Raw genomic sequence first — 14,101 nt, forward strand, 5'->3', positions numbered from 1 at the left:
CATCGTGGCGGCAATTCGAGTACAGGGAGATGTCGGACTGATCAGGCGCCTTCACGCCCGGCGATGAAGCCTCTCGCCAGCAGTTGACGCGTCAACCAGCCAAGCAACAGACCGTACATCGGGAGGAAGAGCAGCAGCGAAATGATCAACTTGATGGCGTAGTCCACCCAGGCGATCTCGACCCAATGTGCCGCCATGAAGACGTCCGGGCCATTGCGAAATGCCACCGAAAAGAAGGCGAAGGTATCGGCGAGATTGCCGAAGAGCGTCGATGCCATGGGCGCGACCCACCAGTGAGCATTGCGACGCAGACGATCAAAGACCTGAATATCCAACAGCTGGCCGATCACATAGGCGATGAAGCTCGCCAGCGCAATGCGTGCCACGACCAGATTGAACTCGCCCAACGCCTCGATCCCGGCAAGGCTGCCGCCATGGAAGATCACCGAGATCATGTAGCTGACCAGCAATGCCGGCAGCATGACCAGCGCGATGATGCGGCGAGCATGTACCTTGCCGAACAGCCGGACGGTCAGGTCAGTGGCCAGGAAGATGAACGGGAAGCTGAAGGCACCCCAGGTGGTATGGAAGCCGAACAGTGTCATCGGCAACTGCACCAGGTAGTTGCTGGCCGTGATGATCAGGATATGAAACAGGGACAGTGCGACGAGCGCACGACGCGATTGACTCGCGGTGAGGAGGAGCATCTGAGGTCCTTTTTGGTTCCAGGCCAACAGCAGGGGTGAGGGAACCCTGACAGACGGCATAACAGCTGACGATTGACGGTATCTCGCGCGATATCTCGCCGTCGAGAACCAGAATGGCCGCGCATCGTATCACGATGCGCGGCCATTGGCATGTCAACTCACGGAGATTCTGACCGGGTGGTCAGGGAGAGGTGGACGCCTCATTCCGCACCGCGGGCTTTCATGGGTGACGCTCATTTCTTCCAGATGGCGGGGTCGACCTTGCCCTTGAGCTCCGGGAACTTCTCGGGGTCGAAGGTCGGCTCCTGACCGGCCTTGTGCTGACGGTCGTAGTCCTTGAAGATCCGGAAGGCCAGCGGCGACAGCAGCAGGATGGCGATCAGGTTGATCAGCGCCATCGCCCCCATCGACAGGTCAGCGAAGTTCCAGATGTTCTTGAGACTGGCGACTGCGCCCAGCATCACCATGCCCAGCACCGCAAAGCGATAGAGCATGATGACCGGCTTGGCGTTCTTCTTGCCCGAGATGTACTCGATGTTGGACTCGCCATAGGAGTAGTTTGCCACCAGCGAGGTGAAGGCGAACAGCAGAATGGCGATCGCCACGAAGCCACCCCCCCAGCTGCCGACCTGCGAGGTCAACGCCGCCTGGGTGATCTGGATACCATCATTGCCGCCATCGTTGCCCAGCGTGCCGCTCATGATGATGATGGCAGCGGTTGCGGTGCAGATGACTAGAGTATCGATGAAGACGCCCAGCATCTGGACGAAGCCCTGGGAGGCCGGGTGCCGGGTGGTCGCCATCGCCGCGGCATTCGGCGCAGAGCCCATGCCGGCTTCATTGGAGAACAGACCGCGCTTGATGCCGTTCATCATCGCCTGCGCGATGGTGTAGCCCAGTGCACCACCTGCTGCCTGCTCAAGACCGAAGGCGCTGCGGAAGATGGTGCCCAGTGCCGCCGGAAGCTCGGTGATGTTGATCGCCACGACGAAGATGGCCAGCAGCAGATAGAGCAGCGCCATGATCGGCACGATCAGCTCGGCGGTCCGCGTGATGCGCTTCATGCCACCGAAGATGATCGGCACCATCACCACGACCAGAATCACGCCCATGATCCACGGCGGCACGCTGAAGGCCTGCTCCATGGCCAGCGCGATAGAGTTGGACTGCACGGAGTTGAAGGCCAGACCGAAGGCGATGATCAGACACACGGAGAACAGGATCGCCATCCAGCGCTGCCCCAGGCCCTTCTCGATGTAGTAGGCCGGGCCACCACGGAAGGTATTGTCATCGTGTGACACCTTGTAGGCCTGGGCCAGGGTGGACTCGATGAAACTGGTGGACATGCCGACCAGTGCCGTCATCCACATCCAGAAGATGGCACCCGGGCCACCCAGGGAAATCGCCACGGCGACACCGGCCAGGTTACCGGTACCGACACGTGCCGCCAGGGAGGTGGCCAGCGCCTGGAAGGAGGAGATCCCGCCTTCGCTACCCTGACGTGAGGTGGCCAGCAGTTTCCACATGTGCCCGAAGTAGCGGAACTGGATGCCCTTGGTCATGACCGTGAAGAAAAGACCCGCTCCGATGAGCAGGTAGATCAATACGCTGCCCCACAGCAGGCCATTGCCTGCATCGATCAACGCCAGAATCGGCGCTGGAATGATGGACGTTGTTTCCGACATGTCGGTCTCGCTTTGGCGGGTTTTTGATCTTGTCGACGCTGCCAGGCGGCGTGAAAAGCCATGGCCATCCTGCCGCTGGCAGCGAGCAACCACTACGAAAGGGTTGCTCGACATGCTTTGGTGAGCGCCATTCTTCATATCCGACACGGATTAGCAAGAAGAGCATACTGAACATTGGCGTTTCACAGCGGGATTCTAGTGGGGAACCGGCGAAATGTCGGTCTTTTTCACTGCATCCTAGACTTTAGATGCACAAGGCAATGTTTCGCTGTCTGATCCTCTCGGGCATAATGCGCCCCCTTCCCACCTGCAGGCATCGGTCAGCCTGATGCTGCAGGACGTGTTCGGCGCATCAGCGACGCCCTCCCCCAGTTGCGACACCACGACTGCGGCCGGTCGGATGCGCCACATCAGGACGGTGCTCTCCCCTGACGCCCACGCACCCTAACAGCCATTACGGCACCCGGCAGCGCGCATTGTCCCGGCGCCTGCCTTTGAAAACAGGTGATACATGGAACTGACCAGCTACGCGGCGTCCCCGCTTTCGCTGCTCGCCCCGATCATAGCCATCGGTCTCGCAATACTGACACGTCGCGTCATGCTCTCCCTTGGGCTGGGTATTGTCTCTGGCGCTCTGCTGCTGAATGATTTCTCACCGCTCACCACGCTGGATTATCTCTGGCGCCAGCTGGTCGCGGTCTTCGTCGAGCTGCCGGACAGCGGTCAACTGGCCGATGTCACGCTCAACAGCTGGAATGTCTATATCCTGCTGTTTCTGCTCGCTCTCGGGGCGATGGTCGGTGTCATCACTCTGGCCGGCGGTACGCGCGCCTTCGGCAACTGGGCGCGTGAACGGGTTACTACCCGTCGCGGCTCGCAGCTGATGACCGTCCTGCTGGGAGTCTTCATCTTCATCGATGACTACTTCAACAGCCTGGCGGTCGGCAACATCTGCCGCCCCCTGACGGATCGCCAGGGCCTGTCGCGGGCTCGTCTGGCCTATCTGATCGACTCCACCGCCGCACCGGTATGCGTGCTGACCCCCATCTCCAGCTGGGGCGCCTACATCATCAGCTTGATCGCTGGAATCCTGGCCACGCACCACATCACCGATGTCAGCCCCTTCGGTGCCTTCCTGGAGCTTTCCGCGCTCAACTATTACGCGATTGCGGCGCTGGTGCTGGTGATCGCCTCGGCCTGGTTCGACATCAACTTCGGTGCCATGCGCCGACATGCCATCGCCGCGCGTGATGGCGAGCTGTTTGACGCCAGCCGTGGCAATCCTCCCGGCAACACCCATGTCGAAGAGTCGGAACGTGGCCGCCCCGTGGATCTGCTGATTCCGATCATCGTGCTGGTGATCGCCACCTTCTTCATGATCGTGCAGACCGGCGCCAGTGCGCTGGCCGCCAAGGGCGAGGCATTCGGCCTGGTGCGTGCCTTCGAACTGACCGATGTCGCAGGATCGCTGATCATCGGCGGTGCCATCGGCCTGCTCGCCGCCGTGATGATGCTGCTGCGTCACCGCATGGGCACTGGCCGCAGCATCGGTGCCATCGTCCAGGGCGCGCGCTCGATGCTGCCGGCCGTCTATATCCTGGTGTTCGCCTGGATGCTGACCGGCATCATCGGCTCACTCGGCACGGGCGAATACCTGGCGACGCTGGTGGATGGCGTGGTCTCCCCCACCTGGCTTCCGATGTTGCTGTTCGTGCTGTCCGGCCTGATGGCCTTCGCCACCGGCACCAGCTGGGGCACCTTTGGCATCATGCTGCCGATCGCCGGAGACATGGCGGCAGCCACCGAGATCGCGATGATGCTGCCGATGATGGGTGCCGTACTGGCGGGCTCGGTCTTCGGTGACCACTGCTCACCGATTTCCGACACCACCATCCTGTCCTCGACGGGCGCGAGCTGCCATCACATCGATCACGTCATGACGCAGTTGCCCTACGCGCTGCTGGGCGCCTGCATCTCGTTGCTGGCGTACCTGGTGATGGGCCTGACCGACAGCACGCTGTTCGGCTGGCTGAGTCTGGCAGGGCTGCTGGTCGTCAGCATCGCCTGGCTTGCCCGTCGGGAGCGCGCCAACCCCGTGGTCGCACGCACCTGATGAACTGATCGCTCCACGCAAGAACACAAGGCCCCCGTCATGGTTCATGACGGGGGCCTTGTGTTTGCGGCAGGCGCGATCTGCGCCCAAGCGTTCACTCACCGGCAATGCTCACGTCACTCAAGCGCTGCGCGCCTGCCCGGCCAGACCGACGCCTGCCTCGCTCAATGCCTCACGCACATCCTCCAGACTCGCCGGATCATCGATGGTCGAGGGAATCTGGTACTGCTCTCCCGCGGCGATCTGACGGATCATCTTGCGCAGAATCTTGCCGGAGCGTGTCTTGGGCAGCCGCTCGACGATCAGTACGTCCTTGAGCGAGGCGATCGCCCCTATCTCATCGCGCACACGCTGCGCCAGCGCCTGACGAAGAGCAGATTCGTCACCGCGCCAGGCATCCTTGATGATCACCAGTCCCAGCGGCATCTCGCCCTTGAGCGAATCCTCGATGCCGATCACCGCACATTCCGCCACTGCCTCGTGTGAGCCGAGGACCTGTTCCATTTCCCCGGTGGACAGGCGATGCCCTGCCACATTGATGACGTCATCGATGCGCCCCATCACGAAGAGGTAGCCGTCCTCGTCAAGATAGCCGCCGTCTCCCGTCAGATAGTAGCCGGGGTACGCCGCCAGGTAGGCGGCGTGGAAACGCGCGGAATTGTGATAGAGCCCCGTGAGACACCCGGGCGGCAGCGGCTGCTGAATGACCACGTTGCCCTGCACCCCGGGTTCGACCTCATCCCCCAGGCCATCGAGCACCTGCACATTGAAACCGGGCAACGGCCAGGTCGCACTGCCCGCGCGTGCCTCGACCGGCGCTCGGGGACCACTCGCCTGGCGAGTGATCATGTCGAGACCGAGCAGATTTCCCGCGACCGGCCAGCCGGTTTCCGTCTGCCACCAGTGATCCACGATCGGCACTGGCAGCAGGTCATTCAACCAATGATAGGTGGGAGGATCGAGTCGCTCCCCCGCCAGGAACAGGCTGCGCAGGCTGGACAGGTCACGCCCGGCCATCAGGCTGGCGTCGGGGTCTTCCTTCTTGATGGCTCTGAAGGCGGTCGGTGCCGTGAAGAAGCAGTTGATCCGATACTCCTCGATCAAGCGCCAGAAGGCTCCGGCATCCGGCGTCCTGACCGGCTTGCCTTCATACATGACCGTCGAGGCTCCCACCAGCAACGGGCCATAGACGATATAGGAATGCCCCACGACCCAGCCGATATCGGAGGCTGCCATGAAGGTGTCCCCCGGGCGGGTCCCGTAGAGAATTTCCATGGAGTAATGCAGTGCCACGGCGTAGCCGGCGTGATCGCGCACCACACCCTTGGGCGTCCCGGTGGTGCCTGAGGTATAGAGGATATAGAGCGGCTCGCTTCCCAGCATGCTGACCGCTTCCGTGGCCTGGGCATGCGCCAGACATTCCTGCCAATCGTGGTCTCGCGGCCCCAGGGTGGCTCGTTGCTGCTCACGCTGCAGGATCAGGCAGGCCTCTGGCGTATGCGTCGCAAGTTCGATCGCCTCATCCAGCCACGGCTTGTAGGGAATGACACGGTCGACCTCGATGCCACAGGAGGCCGCCAGGATGACCTTGGGCGTCGCATCATCGATCCGTACGGCCAGCTCCTTGGGGGAGAATCCTCCGAAGACCACGGAATGCACCGCCCCCAGGCGTGCGCAGGCCAGCATCGCCATCGCGGCCTCCGCCGCCATCGGCATGTAGATGATCACGCGATCACCCTTCTCGACCCCCTTGTCACGCAGGGCACCCGCCAGCCTGGCCACTTCGTCGCGAAGCTCTCGATAGGTGTACTGGCACTTGCTGTCAGTGACGGGAGAGTCCCAGTAGAGCGCCACCTGATCCCCGCGGCCATTGGCCACGTGATGATCCAGCGCGGCATGACAGATATTCATCTCGCCATCAATGAACCAACGGGCGTGCTCCTGGGCATCCCAGGCCAGGATGGTCGATGGATCACGGAACCAGACGATGCGCCTGGCCTGCTCAGCCCAGAAGTCCTCTGGCGCTTGATTGGCACGCGAGACAAGTGATTCGTAGTGCTCGCGTGCGGATCGCTTGGCGGTCTCAGGCATGGCTTACCTCGTTGACGATGCTGGCACGGGGTTCATGGCATGGCGTTGCCATCAGAAAGCAGTATCACGCCTTACGCGCCTTCGACTCGGGGACTGCGCCTGGAAGATGCTGACAGCTGGCGACCCCAAGTGTCCCACCACGCTGATGGCAGGTGACGCGCATGCGCACTATCAGAACCTTAGGCCAAAACCCGACCGTGTGAATGTCAGATGAGGCATCCAACTCTGGTCAGTTCGTCGTATGACGTCATCGGCACGCAGTGAAACGAACGACCGTATGTCGACCAGCGTCAGGAAAAGGAAAAGTCCACCCCTGATCAGACCACCCTCGATGATTTATCGTTTAATATTGCCTTGGACGTAGCACGTGGAGTTATTGATGATTCACTAAAACAAGGATACTTCATGCCTGACACCACAAGGACGGCCAATCTGATGATGGAATCCCCCAGACAGCACCGGAGCTCACCAATGAATGCCAAGGTCTCAACCGCGAGGAAACCCGCCATGCCTGCGCAAGATGATGTCATCACGTTACACCAGGCAGGTGATCGCGTGATCGAGGAAGCCACTGCCCTGTTGAAGGCAATGGGCAATGAAAATCGCTTGCGAATTCTCTGCCTGCTCAGTGAAAGCGAAATGTCGGTCAGTGAACTGAATTCACGTCTCGAACTTTCCCAGTCAGCCCTGTCGCAGCATCTGGCCATTCTGCGTCGCGAAGGCATGGTGCGGACTCGCCGGGCGTCACAGACCATCTACTACTCACTGCTGGGCCCCAACGCTGCAGGCGTGATCCGCACGCTTCAACAACTCTATCGCTGAAAAAGGGCGCCAGTCGAAGACTGACGCCCTTGAGGGAAGCCATCGGATCATCCGGTCACGCCATGTCGCGACGTGATGCCATGACCAGGCTGAGCCAGACCCGCAACATAACCGGGTCTCTCGCACCTTCCTCACTCCTCGTTTGACGGATGGCCAGGGAATGGCCGCCATTGCCCACAGACTTGCATTCGTGCAGAGCCTGGCGCCTGCAGATCACGATTCGCGCAGATCCTGTTTTCCGCAGGTCTCGATTCGCGAAGGTCTCAGTGCTGCTGCCAGCGTGACTCGACATTGCGCTCCAGCACGCGGTCAAGCACACGATCCAGACTCAGCGTCACCCCCTTCCCGAATCGATCCATCATGCGACGCGGCTTTTCAAGACTGACTTCGAATATCTTGAGATCCTGCTTGAGATAGCCAGCCAGCAGCGCCTGACTTGTGCCCACCTCATCGATCAGACCGATCGCGATCGCCTCGCTGCCATACCAGATGTCCCCTTGTGACACGGCCTCCACATCCAGTTGCGGACGACGGCTACCGACGTGCTGCTTGAACAGATCATGGGTGCGTGCCAGGTCAGACAGGAACTTTTCACGCCCTTCTTCCGTATTCTCCCCCAGCATCGTCAGCGTTCGCTTGTAACGCCCAGCCGTCAGGATCTCCACATCGACATCGTGCTTCTTGAGAAGACGGTACACATTGGGCACCTGTGCCACGACGCCGATGGACCCTATCACGGCAAACGGCGCCGCCACGACGTGATCAGCGGCACACGCCATCATGTACCCGCCACTCGCGGCCACCTTGTCGACGGTAATCGTCAGACGCGCTCCTGCCGCACGCAGACGATCCAGCTGTGCGGCGGCCAGACCGTAGGCGTGCACCAGGCCACCACCAGACTCCAGTCGCAGTACCACTTCATCCTTGTCGGTCAGCACGCCTTCCAGCGCGGTGACCTGCTCGGCGAGGCTTTCCACTCCCGTCGCCTTGATATCGCCGACGAAGTCGAGCACGAACACCCGACGCCCGGCAGTGGAGTCCTGTTCCTGAACGTCATCTGAAGGCTTGCGCTTCGCCTTGGCCTTGAGCGCCTTCTTGAGAGACTTGGCCTCCTGCTTTTCCTTCTTGGCGCGTGCCTTGGCATTGGCGGTGCGCTCGGCATCTTCCAACCCGGCCTGTCCCAATTCCCGCTGGAGGTGCTGCATGCGCTCATGCCAGGGACGAATCTTGAGGCGAGCCTCGCGTTCACCACTATCCCCGTGACGGGCACGCACGATCATGAGGATGATCGCCCCAATGGCCACCACCACCGTGACTGCCTCGGCGAGAAAGAGGCCATATTCCGATAACCATTGCATGCACTTGCTCCTGAACGACATGGGTGTCGTCGGACACCGCGACCTGCACGGATCTGTCTGACGGACAACGACTTTAGCGGCCACCAGGCCAGCTGTGAGATTCCTGCTACATGGGGGCAAATGACCCTCTCTGCAAGGCGAGCACGGCGCTGCGAGGCAGGGTGGCACAACGCCGGTTGATCCGGTCAGCGCAAGGGCCACTGCAACGGAAGAGATCATCTTCGGCGCTTGATTGGAACGATCGTTTGAAATAGTCTGATGCACAGCCTTGAAAGTGCTGAACCCCATATCCACTTTCCCAGCCTTCACCATTGAAAAGGAATATTGCCATGGCAGACGCCAACGCCGTCATCGAGATGCTGAAAAGTCGCTTCAACCCGGACGCCGCCAAGGGCATGAACGACGTCTTCCAGTTCAACATCACCGACAGTGATGACTACTACATGGTCGTCAAGGATGGCACCCTGGACGTGGGCGAAGGGGAGCACGACGATCCGTCCGTCACGCTGTCCACTGACAGCGATACCCTCAAGGGCGTGATGAAGGGCGAAGTCGACGGCATGCAGGCCTTCATGACGGGCCGCCTGAAAGCGACCGGCAACATCATGCTGGCCACCAAGCTGACCTCACTCTTCCCGAACAAGTGACGGCAGAACAGCGGATGTGACCTCTGCTGATCGGTATCGCTCGATGAGCGATACCGCCAATGAAAACGCCCCTGCCATTGGCAGGGGCGTTTTCATTGACAGCCCGGAGTGCCAGGCGTCAGCGGCCGCTGGCCACCGAGCGCAGGAAGTTGTCGATCAAAGCATGCGAGATCGAGAACTTCGGCGGCAAGCCAGGCAAGGATTCAGGTGTGAACCACTGGGCATCCTCTATCTCATGGCCATCAATGGCGATCTCCCCGCCCGCATATTCGGCGTAGTATCCCAACATGAAGGAGTGAGGAAATGGCCAGGATTGGCTCTGGAAGTAACTCACGCGCCCGACCTCGACACCCACTTCCTCCAGGACCTCGCGCCTTACCGCTTCCTCGGCGCTTTCCCCGGCTTCGATGAAGCCGGCCAGGGTCGAGTACATGCCGGGCCCGAAACGCGGACTGCGTGCCAGCAGCAACTCACGCCCACGCGTGATCAGCGTGATGATGCAGGGTGAGATTCGCGGATAGCTGCGATGCTGACAACCGGTACAGTGCATCGCGAACTCATGTTCCAGACGTTTCATTCGCTTGCCACAACGTCCACAGAAACGATGGTCCCGCGCCCACTTGAGCACCTGCAGGGCACTTGAGAGCAGCGGGAACTGCTCTCTGGGCAGTGAATGCAACCATTGCCGAGCGCCTGGCCACTCGGAAGACCCATTCTCGCCAAGCACGGCGATCGGCGCCCCCTGCCACTCTCCCAGTGCAATCGCGCCGGATGGCCAGTCGCATGGCGGTTGAATGATGCCGCCATCGGGCGCCGGGGCGACCCCGTCGCGCCCGATGCGAATCAGGTAACCCTGACGCTGGTTCACTCGTGACAGATCACGTATCAGCATCAGACAGCGCCTCCCGGGTTGCCTCTGCCGTCAAGGCTGCCCAGCGCGTCGATCGCCACCTTGTCAAAGGCACATTCTGTCTTGGCACGAATTTCCTCGCACCAGGCAGCATGGCGCTCAAGCTCCAGCGCCGAGAGCCCGGGCGTGACCAGACGCGGGCGGTCCGCCCGAAGGCGACGCACCCCGACAATGCCGCCCTCTCCCTCATCGCCATCGTCTATGTCGTCCAGCCCGAGCGCCGTCTGCCCGCCGGTCATCGCCAGATAGACGTCGCCGAGGATCTCCGCATCCAGCAAGGCACCGTGCAGCACGCGGTGCCCATTGTCGATATCGTAGCGCTTGCACAGCGCATCCAGATTGTTGCGCTGACCGGGGTGCTTCTCACGGGCGAGCTTCAGGGTATCGAGGATCGCGCAGTGTTCCGCCACCGGCCCCAGCGGCTGGCTACGCCGTGGATTGATCAGGCCGAATTCATGATCAATGAAGCCGACGTCAAAGGGCGCGTTGTGAATGACGAGCTGGGCGCCCTTGATGAACTCCCAGAAGGCATCCGCCACGTCCGCGAAGACCGGCTCATTGGCGACCCGTTCATCGGTGATGCCGTGGACGCCGATCGCCTCTTCATCGATCAATCGTTCCGGATTGATGTACTGGTGATAAGTGCGCCCCGTCAAACGGCGATTGATCATCTCCACCGCACCGATCTCGATCAGACGGTGGCCTTCCTTCGGGTCGATACCGGTCGTTTCGGTATCGAGAATAATCTGACGCATCTCAGACCTCTTGGTGAACGGGACCTGGTGAACGGGTCCGGGTGAACTTGGCTCTGAAGACACTGGTCCTGATGTATCCGACGCTGGTGCTTCTGACGCTGAGGTTTGTGACTCGGTGGCACCTGACTCTGAGCTGCCGGGCCAGTGGCCGCGTGCTCAACGGCGTGACTGCATCTCATCGATCGCTTCATTGGCAAGGCTATCGGCACGTTCATTGCCTTCGTCGCCACTGTGGCCCTTGACCCAGCGCCACTCGATATCATGACGCTGACTCTGTTCCAGCAACGCCTTCCACAGCGCCTCATTCTTGACCGGTTGCTTGGCAGCCGTCTTCCAGCCGCGCTTGACCCAGCCATGGACCCACTTGGTGATGCCATTCTTGACGTATTCGGAGTCCGTCCACAGCACCACGTCACAGCGCCGGGTCAACGCCTTCAGGGCCTCGATGGCGGCCATAAGCTCCATGCGATTGTTGGTGGTGTCCTGTTCGCTGCCCTTGAGTTCCTTGCGATGCTTGCCACTGACGAGAATGGCTCCCCACCCTCCCGGGCCGGGATTTCCCCGGCAGGCACCATCGGTGTGGATGATCACCCGAGGGCTGGGGGCGGCTGAGGAGGCATCATTGGCGAGATCGGACGAGGAGACACTGTGACTCACAGGGGAACACTCTTGGAGAAAGGACAGGACACAGGCAATGACACGACGCGACGTCACTTCGACGCGGGCTTGCTGCCAGGGCGACATTCTAACCGCTCATGCCGGATAGCGGCAAAGCGACCTGTGTGTCCTTACAGTCCATATCAGCCCACCTGGCGACACGGACGGCGTGTCGGCATGCCCTGCACGGCTCACACCTTGCCCGAGTCATCCGACGAACGGGAGTCATGATTGTCGCGTGAATGCAGGCGGGTCACCTGCCCGATGGCGACACCGGGAATCGCCACGCGTGAGCGCTTGGCATTCAGAGGCTGCACGTACCCGACATTGCGACGGGCCCGTATCAGCATCAGGCTGCCCAGAGGCAGGTTGTAACGGCGTCCCATCCGCTCGAGCCAACCATGGCGCAGGCGCAAGCCAGGCAGGTGAAACCCCGCGTAGTCGATACGCTCGATCTCGAAGTCCACGAAGGCCAACCAGTCCCTGAGCGCCGCCGGGGTGCGCCAGCTGCCTTCCCAGGGAGTGATGTGCCGCCGCCGGGGGTCGAGGCGCAGCAGCCCTTCCCCGGACATCGGCTGCCAGGCGACGATGATCAGACAACCGCTGGAGCGCAGGACACGCGCCGCTTCGCGCAAGAGGCGATGAGGCTCCGGTGCGACCTCCAGCAGATGATGGATCATCACCATGTCCATGCTTTCATCTGGCAGGGCCAGCTGAGTGAGCGGGCAGATGAGGGTCGATGGCGACTGGGCCAGGGCGGGCTCCGGCGCCCAATGGATGGCATGCCGGATGGGAGACAAGGAGAGCAGGTCATTGTCTCCCGGCCCCAGACACAGACTGTGGAAGCCGAAGCAACGCTCGAACAGTGGCGTCAACATCTCGCGCTCGGCGATGAGAATGTCCTTGCCGTCCGCCCCTTCAAGAAAGGCGCGCATCGCTCGCACGTGGGCGCCCAGCAGCCGCGCGTGCTGTCGGCGACGCGCTTCCGGGGTGAGTTGCGCAGCGGAATCCGCCCCGCGTGAGCGACTTTTCCACATCCCTGCATCTCCCGTCTCTTTCATGGGGGAGCGCCCCACGCGCAAGCAAGATGTCACACACTTCTACATTCTCACACCACAAGAGGTTTGACACTTACCCGCTTGCTCGGCAGGCTTTACGCCTTTGCATGGCGATACGCCAGCCGCTTGCGCGCTGCCAACGCCAGACACCCCGGAAAAGAGCGGCGATGAACGCCCCGGGCTGTCCGATGAGAAATCGCATCGTCGATGCCACGCCAAAACCTCCGTGAGCAATGGCCTCGACATCACTTGAAGACATCGTATCCACCATATGCCTGGCGAAGGCTTGCGCCAATCGCCAGCGGGACGGAACTGCCAAGTTCTTTCATTCGGTCACGTCACCGGCAGCCTCCCCCGTCACGCAATGGGATACCGACACGACAAGAGTACCTGACCACCATGATGAGCGTTACGCCCATAGCGGCCTTTCAGGACAACTATATCTGGCTGATCCAGAGCGACGACAGCGACACGGTTGCCGTCGTCGATCCGGGTGATGCCACGCCGGTGATCGAGGTTCTGGAAACCCGCGGCCTGGCTCTGGACACGATTCTGATCACTCACCACCATCAGGATCACACCGGCGGCCTCCCCGAGCTGATCAAGCGCTACCGCCCTCGCGTGGTCGGCCCGCACAACCCGGCCATCGAGGGAATCGATGTGCGTGTCGCCGATGGTGACAGCGTGCGCGTGCAGGGACGCTTGTTCGATGTCCTGGAAGTGCCCGGCCACACACTGGACCACATCGCGTTCGTGAGTGCCGGCATGCCGGGGCTGCTGTTCTGCGGGGACACCCTCTTCAGTGCGGGCTGTGGCCGTCTGTTCGAAGGCACACCAGAGCAGATGCACCAGTCACTCACGCGCCTGGCATCACTCCCTGAAGACACCCTCGTCTTCCCGGCTCACGAGTACACCCTGGCCAACCTGGCATTTTCCCGCGCGGCGGAGCCTGACAACACGCAACGCGATCAGGTGATCGCCGGGTGTGAGCGCGCCCGCGAGACCGGCCGCCCGACCCTCCCGAGTCGCATCGCGCGTGAAAGACAGATCAACCCCTTCCTGCGCAGCGATGACCCCACCTTGCAACAACGCTTGCTCCAGCAAGGGCGCCTCACTGCCTCAGAGGACCAGTCCCTCACGTCACTGGCAGCCTTCACGGCACTGCGCCAGTGGAAGGACAGCTTCTAGACCCGCTGACCGCGCGCCTGCCCACGACCTGAAGATGGGCAGGCGTCTCGCGTGACAGCGGGTCGGGTTCTCGTGATCCCGATCAGCCCCCGCAGTCACAGTTTGCGCCG

Annotated in this window: 12 protein-coding genes; 4 read left to right on the forward strand and 8 right to left on the reverse strand. The window is 61.5% G+C overall.

The window, feature by feature from the left end:
- Nucleotides 1-41 precede the first annotated feature (41 nt).
- Both HXS66_RS12520 and HXS66_RS12525 read right to left on the reverse strand, forming a co-directional pair.
- Nucleotides 42-707, reverse strand: a complete 666-nt coding sequence (locus HXS66_RS12520) for a 7-cyano-7-deazaguanine/7-aminomethyl-7-deazaguanine transporter (protein WP_077376751.1) — start codon at nucleotides 705-707, stop codon at nucleotides 42-44.
- Nucleotides 708-940: 233 nt separating this feature from the next.
- Nucleotides 941-2,392 carry a sodium:alanine symporter family protein gene (locus tag HXS66_RS12525; protein ID WP_136937883.1) on the reverse strand — a complete coding sequence of 484 codons (1,452 nt, stop codon included), beginning with the start codon at nucleotides 2,390-2,392 and terminating at the stop codon, nucleotides 941-943.
- Nucleotides 2,393-2,903: 511 nt separating this feature from the next.
- Between HXS66_RS12525 and HXS66_RS12530 the strand changes: the two genes are divergently transcribed.
- Complete coding sequence (locus tag HXS66_RS12530) at nucleotides 2,904-4,505, forward strand: Na+/H+ antiporter NhaC family protein (RefSeq protein WP_084208769.1); 1,602 nt, start codon at nucleotides 2,904-2,906, stop codon at nucleotides 4,503-4,505.
- Between the two features lie 120 nt (nucleotides 4,506-4,625).
- Here the strand turns inward: HXS66_RS12530 and HXS66_RS12535 are convergent, their stop codons facing one another.
- Entirely contained in the window at nucleotides 4,626-6,596 is a 1,971-nt protein-coding gene (locus HXS66_RS12535; protein WP_176503673.1) for an AMP-binding protein, read from the reverse strand.
- Nucleotides 6,597-7,103: 507 nt separating this feature from the next.
- Here HXS66_RS12535 and HXS66_RS12540 point away from each other — a divergent pair.
- Nucleotides 7,104-7,418, forward strand: a complete 315-nt coding sequence (locus HXS66_RS12540) for a helix-turn-helix transcriptional regulator (RefSeq protein WP_077376763.1) — start codon at nucleotides 7,104-7,106, stop codon at nucleotides 7,416-7,418.
- 263 nt (nucleotides 7,419-7,681) lie between these two features.
- Here HXS66_RS12540 and sohB read toward each other — a convergent pair whose 3' ends face one another.
- On the reverse strand, nucleotides 7,682-8,776 hold the full coding sequence (gene sohB, locus HXS66_RS12545; protein ID WP_176503674.1) for a protease SohB: 1,095 nt from the start codon (nucleotides 8,774-8,776) through the stop codon (nucleotides 7,682-7,684).
- Between the two features lie 329 nt (nucleotides 8,777-9,105).
- Between sohB and HXS66_RS12550 the strand changes: the two genes are divergently transcribed.
- Entirely contained in the window at nucleotides 9,106-9,423 is a 318-nt protein-coding gene (locus HXS66_RS12550) for an SCP2 sterol-binding domain-containing protein (RefSeq protein WP_077376768.1), read from the forward strand.
- A 118-nt stretch (nucleotides 9,424-9,541) separates the two neighbouring features.
- On the opposite strand, the gene nudC is transcribed toward HXS66_RS12550, so the two are convergent.
- The 4 genes from nudC to HXS66_RS12570 all read right to left on the reverse strand — a co-directional run bounded on the left by nudC (nucleotide 9,542) and on the right by HXS66_RS12570 (nucleotide 12,782).
- Nucleotides 9,542-10,315 (reverse strand): NAD(+) diphosphatase, encoded by a 774-nt coding sequence (nudC, locus tag HXS66_RS12555; RefSeq protein WP_077376771.1) that lies wholly within the window; start codon nucleotides 10,313-10,315, stop codon nucleotides 9,542-9,544.
- The gene (gene dnaQ / locus HXS66_RS12560; RefSeq protein WP_077376774.1) at nucleotides 10,315-11,088 is read right to left on the reverse strand and encodes a DNA polymerase III subunit epsilon; all 774 of its coding nucleotides are present in this window, start codon (nucleotides 11,086-11,088) and stop codon (nucleotides 10,315-10,317) included. Before dnaQ ends, nudC begins: the two co-directional genes overlap by 1 nt.
- Nucleotides 11,089-11,244: 156 nt before the next feature.
- Nucleotides 11,245-11,745: a ribonuclease HI gene (gene rnhA / locus HXS66_RS12565; RefSeq protein ID WP_255303235.1), complete on the reverse strand. Its 501-nt coding sequence runs from the start codon at nucleotides 11,743-11,745 to the stop codon at nucleotides 11,245-11,247.
- Nucleotides 11,746-11,936: 191 nt separating this feature from the next.
- Complete coding sequence (locus HXS66_RS12570) at nucleotides 11,937-12,782, reverse strand: methyltransferase domain-containing protein (RefSeq protein WP_077376780.1); 846 nt, start codon at nucleotides 12,780-12,782, stop codon at nucleotides 11,937-11,939.
- Nucleotides 12,783-13,202: 420 nt separating this feature from the next.
- Between HXS66_RS12570 and gloB the strand changes: the two genes are divergently transcribed.
- Nucleotides 13,203-13,991: a hydroxyacylglutathione hydrolase gene (gene gloB / locus HXS66_RS12575; RefSeq protein WP_176503676.1), complete on the forward strand. Its 789-nt coding sequence runs from the start codon at nucleotides 13,203-13,205 to the stop codon at nucleotides 13,989-13,991.
- The last annotated feature ends 110 nt before the right edge of the window (nucleotides 13,992-14,101 follow it).

The sequence above is a fragment of the Cobetia sp. 5-11-6-3 genome (genome assembly GCF_013374055.1).
In the GTDB taxonomy this organism is placed as follows: domain Bacteria; phylum Pseudomonadota; class Gammaproteobacteria; order Pseudomonadales; family Halomonadaceae; genus Cobetia; species Cobetia marina.

Excerpts from the sequence above, each read along its gene's own strand:
- HXS66_RS12520 (WP_077376751.1), bottom strand. The coding sequence starts at position 707 with ATGCTCCTCCTCACCGCGAGTCAATCGCGTCGTGCGCTCGTCGCACTG.
- HXS66_RS12525 (WP_136937883.1), bottom strand. The coding sequence starts at position 2,392 with ATGTCGGAAACAACGTCCATCATTCCAGCGCCGATTCTGGCGTTGATC.
- HXS66_RS12530 (WP_084208769.1), top strand. The coding sequence starts at position 2,904 with ATGGAACTGACCAGCTACGCGGCGTCCCCGCTTTCGCTGCTCGCCCCG.
- HXS66_RS12535 (WP_176503673.1), bottom strand. The coding sequence starts at position 6,596 with ATGCCTGAGACCGCCAAGCGATCCGCACGCGAGCACTACGAATCACTT.
- HXS66_RS12540 (WP_077376763.1), top strand. The coding sequence starts at position 7,104 with ATGCCTGCGCAAGATGATGTCATCACGTTACACCAGGCAGGTGATCGC.
- sohB (WP_176503674.1), bottom strand. The coding sequence starts at position 8,776 with ATGCAATGGTTATCGGAATATGGCCTCTTTCTCGCCGAGGCAGTCACG.
- HXS66_RS12550 (WP_077376768.1), top strand. The coding sequence starts at position 9,106 with ATGGCAGACGCCAACGCCGTCATCGAGATGCTGAAAAGTCGCTTCAAC.
- nudC (WP_077376771.1), bottom strand. The coding sequence starts at position 10,315 with ATGCTGATACGTGATCTGTCACGAGTGAACCAGCGTCAGGGTTACCTG.
- dnaQ (WP_077376774.1), bottom strand. The coding sequence starts at position 11,088 with ATGCGTCAGATTATTCTCGATACCGAAACGACCGGTATCGACCCGAAG.
- HXS66_RS12570 (WP_077376780.1), bottom strand. The coding sequence starts at position 12,782 with ATGTGGAAAAGTCGCTCACGCGGGGCGGATTCCGCTGCGCAACTCACC.
- gloB (WP_176503676.1), top strand. The coding sequence starts at position 13,203 with ATGATGAGCGTTACGCCCATAGCGGCCTTTCAGGACAACTATATCTGG.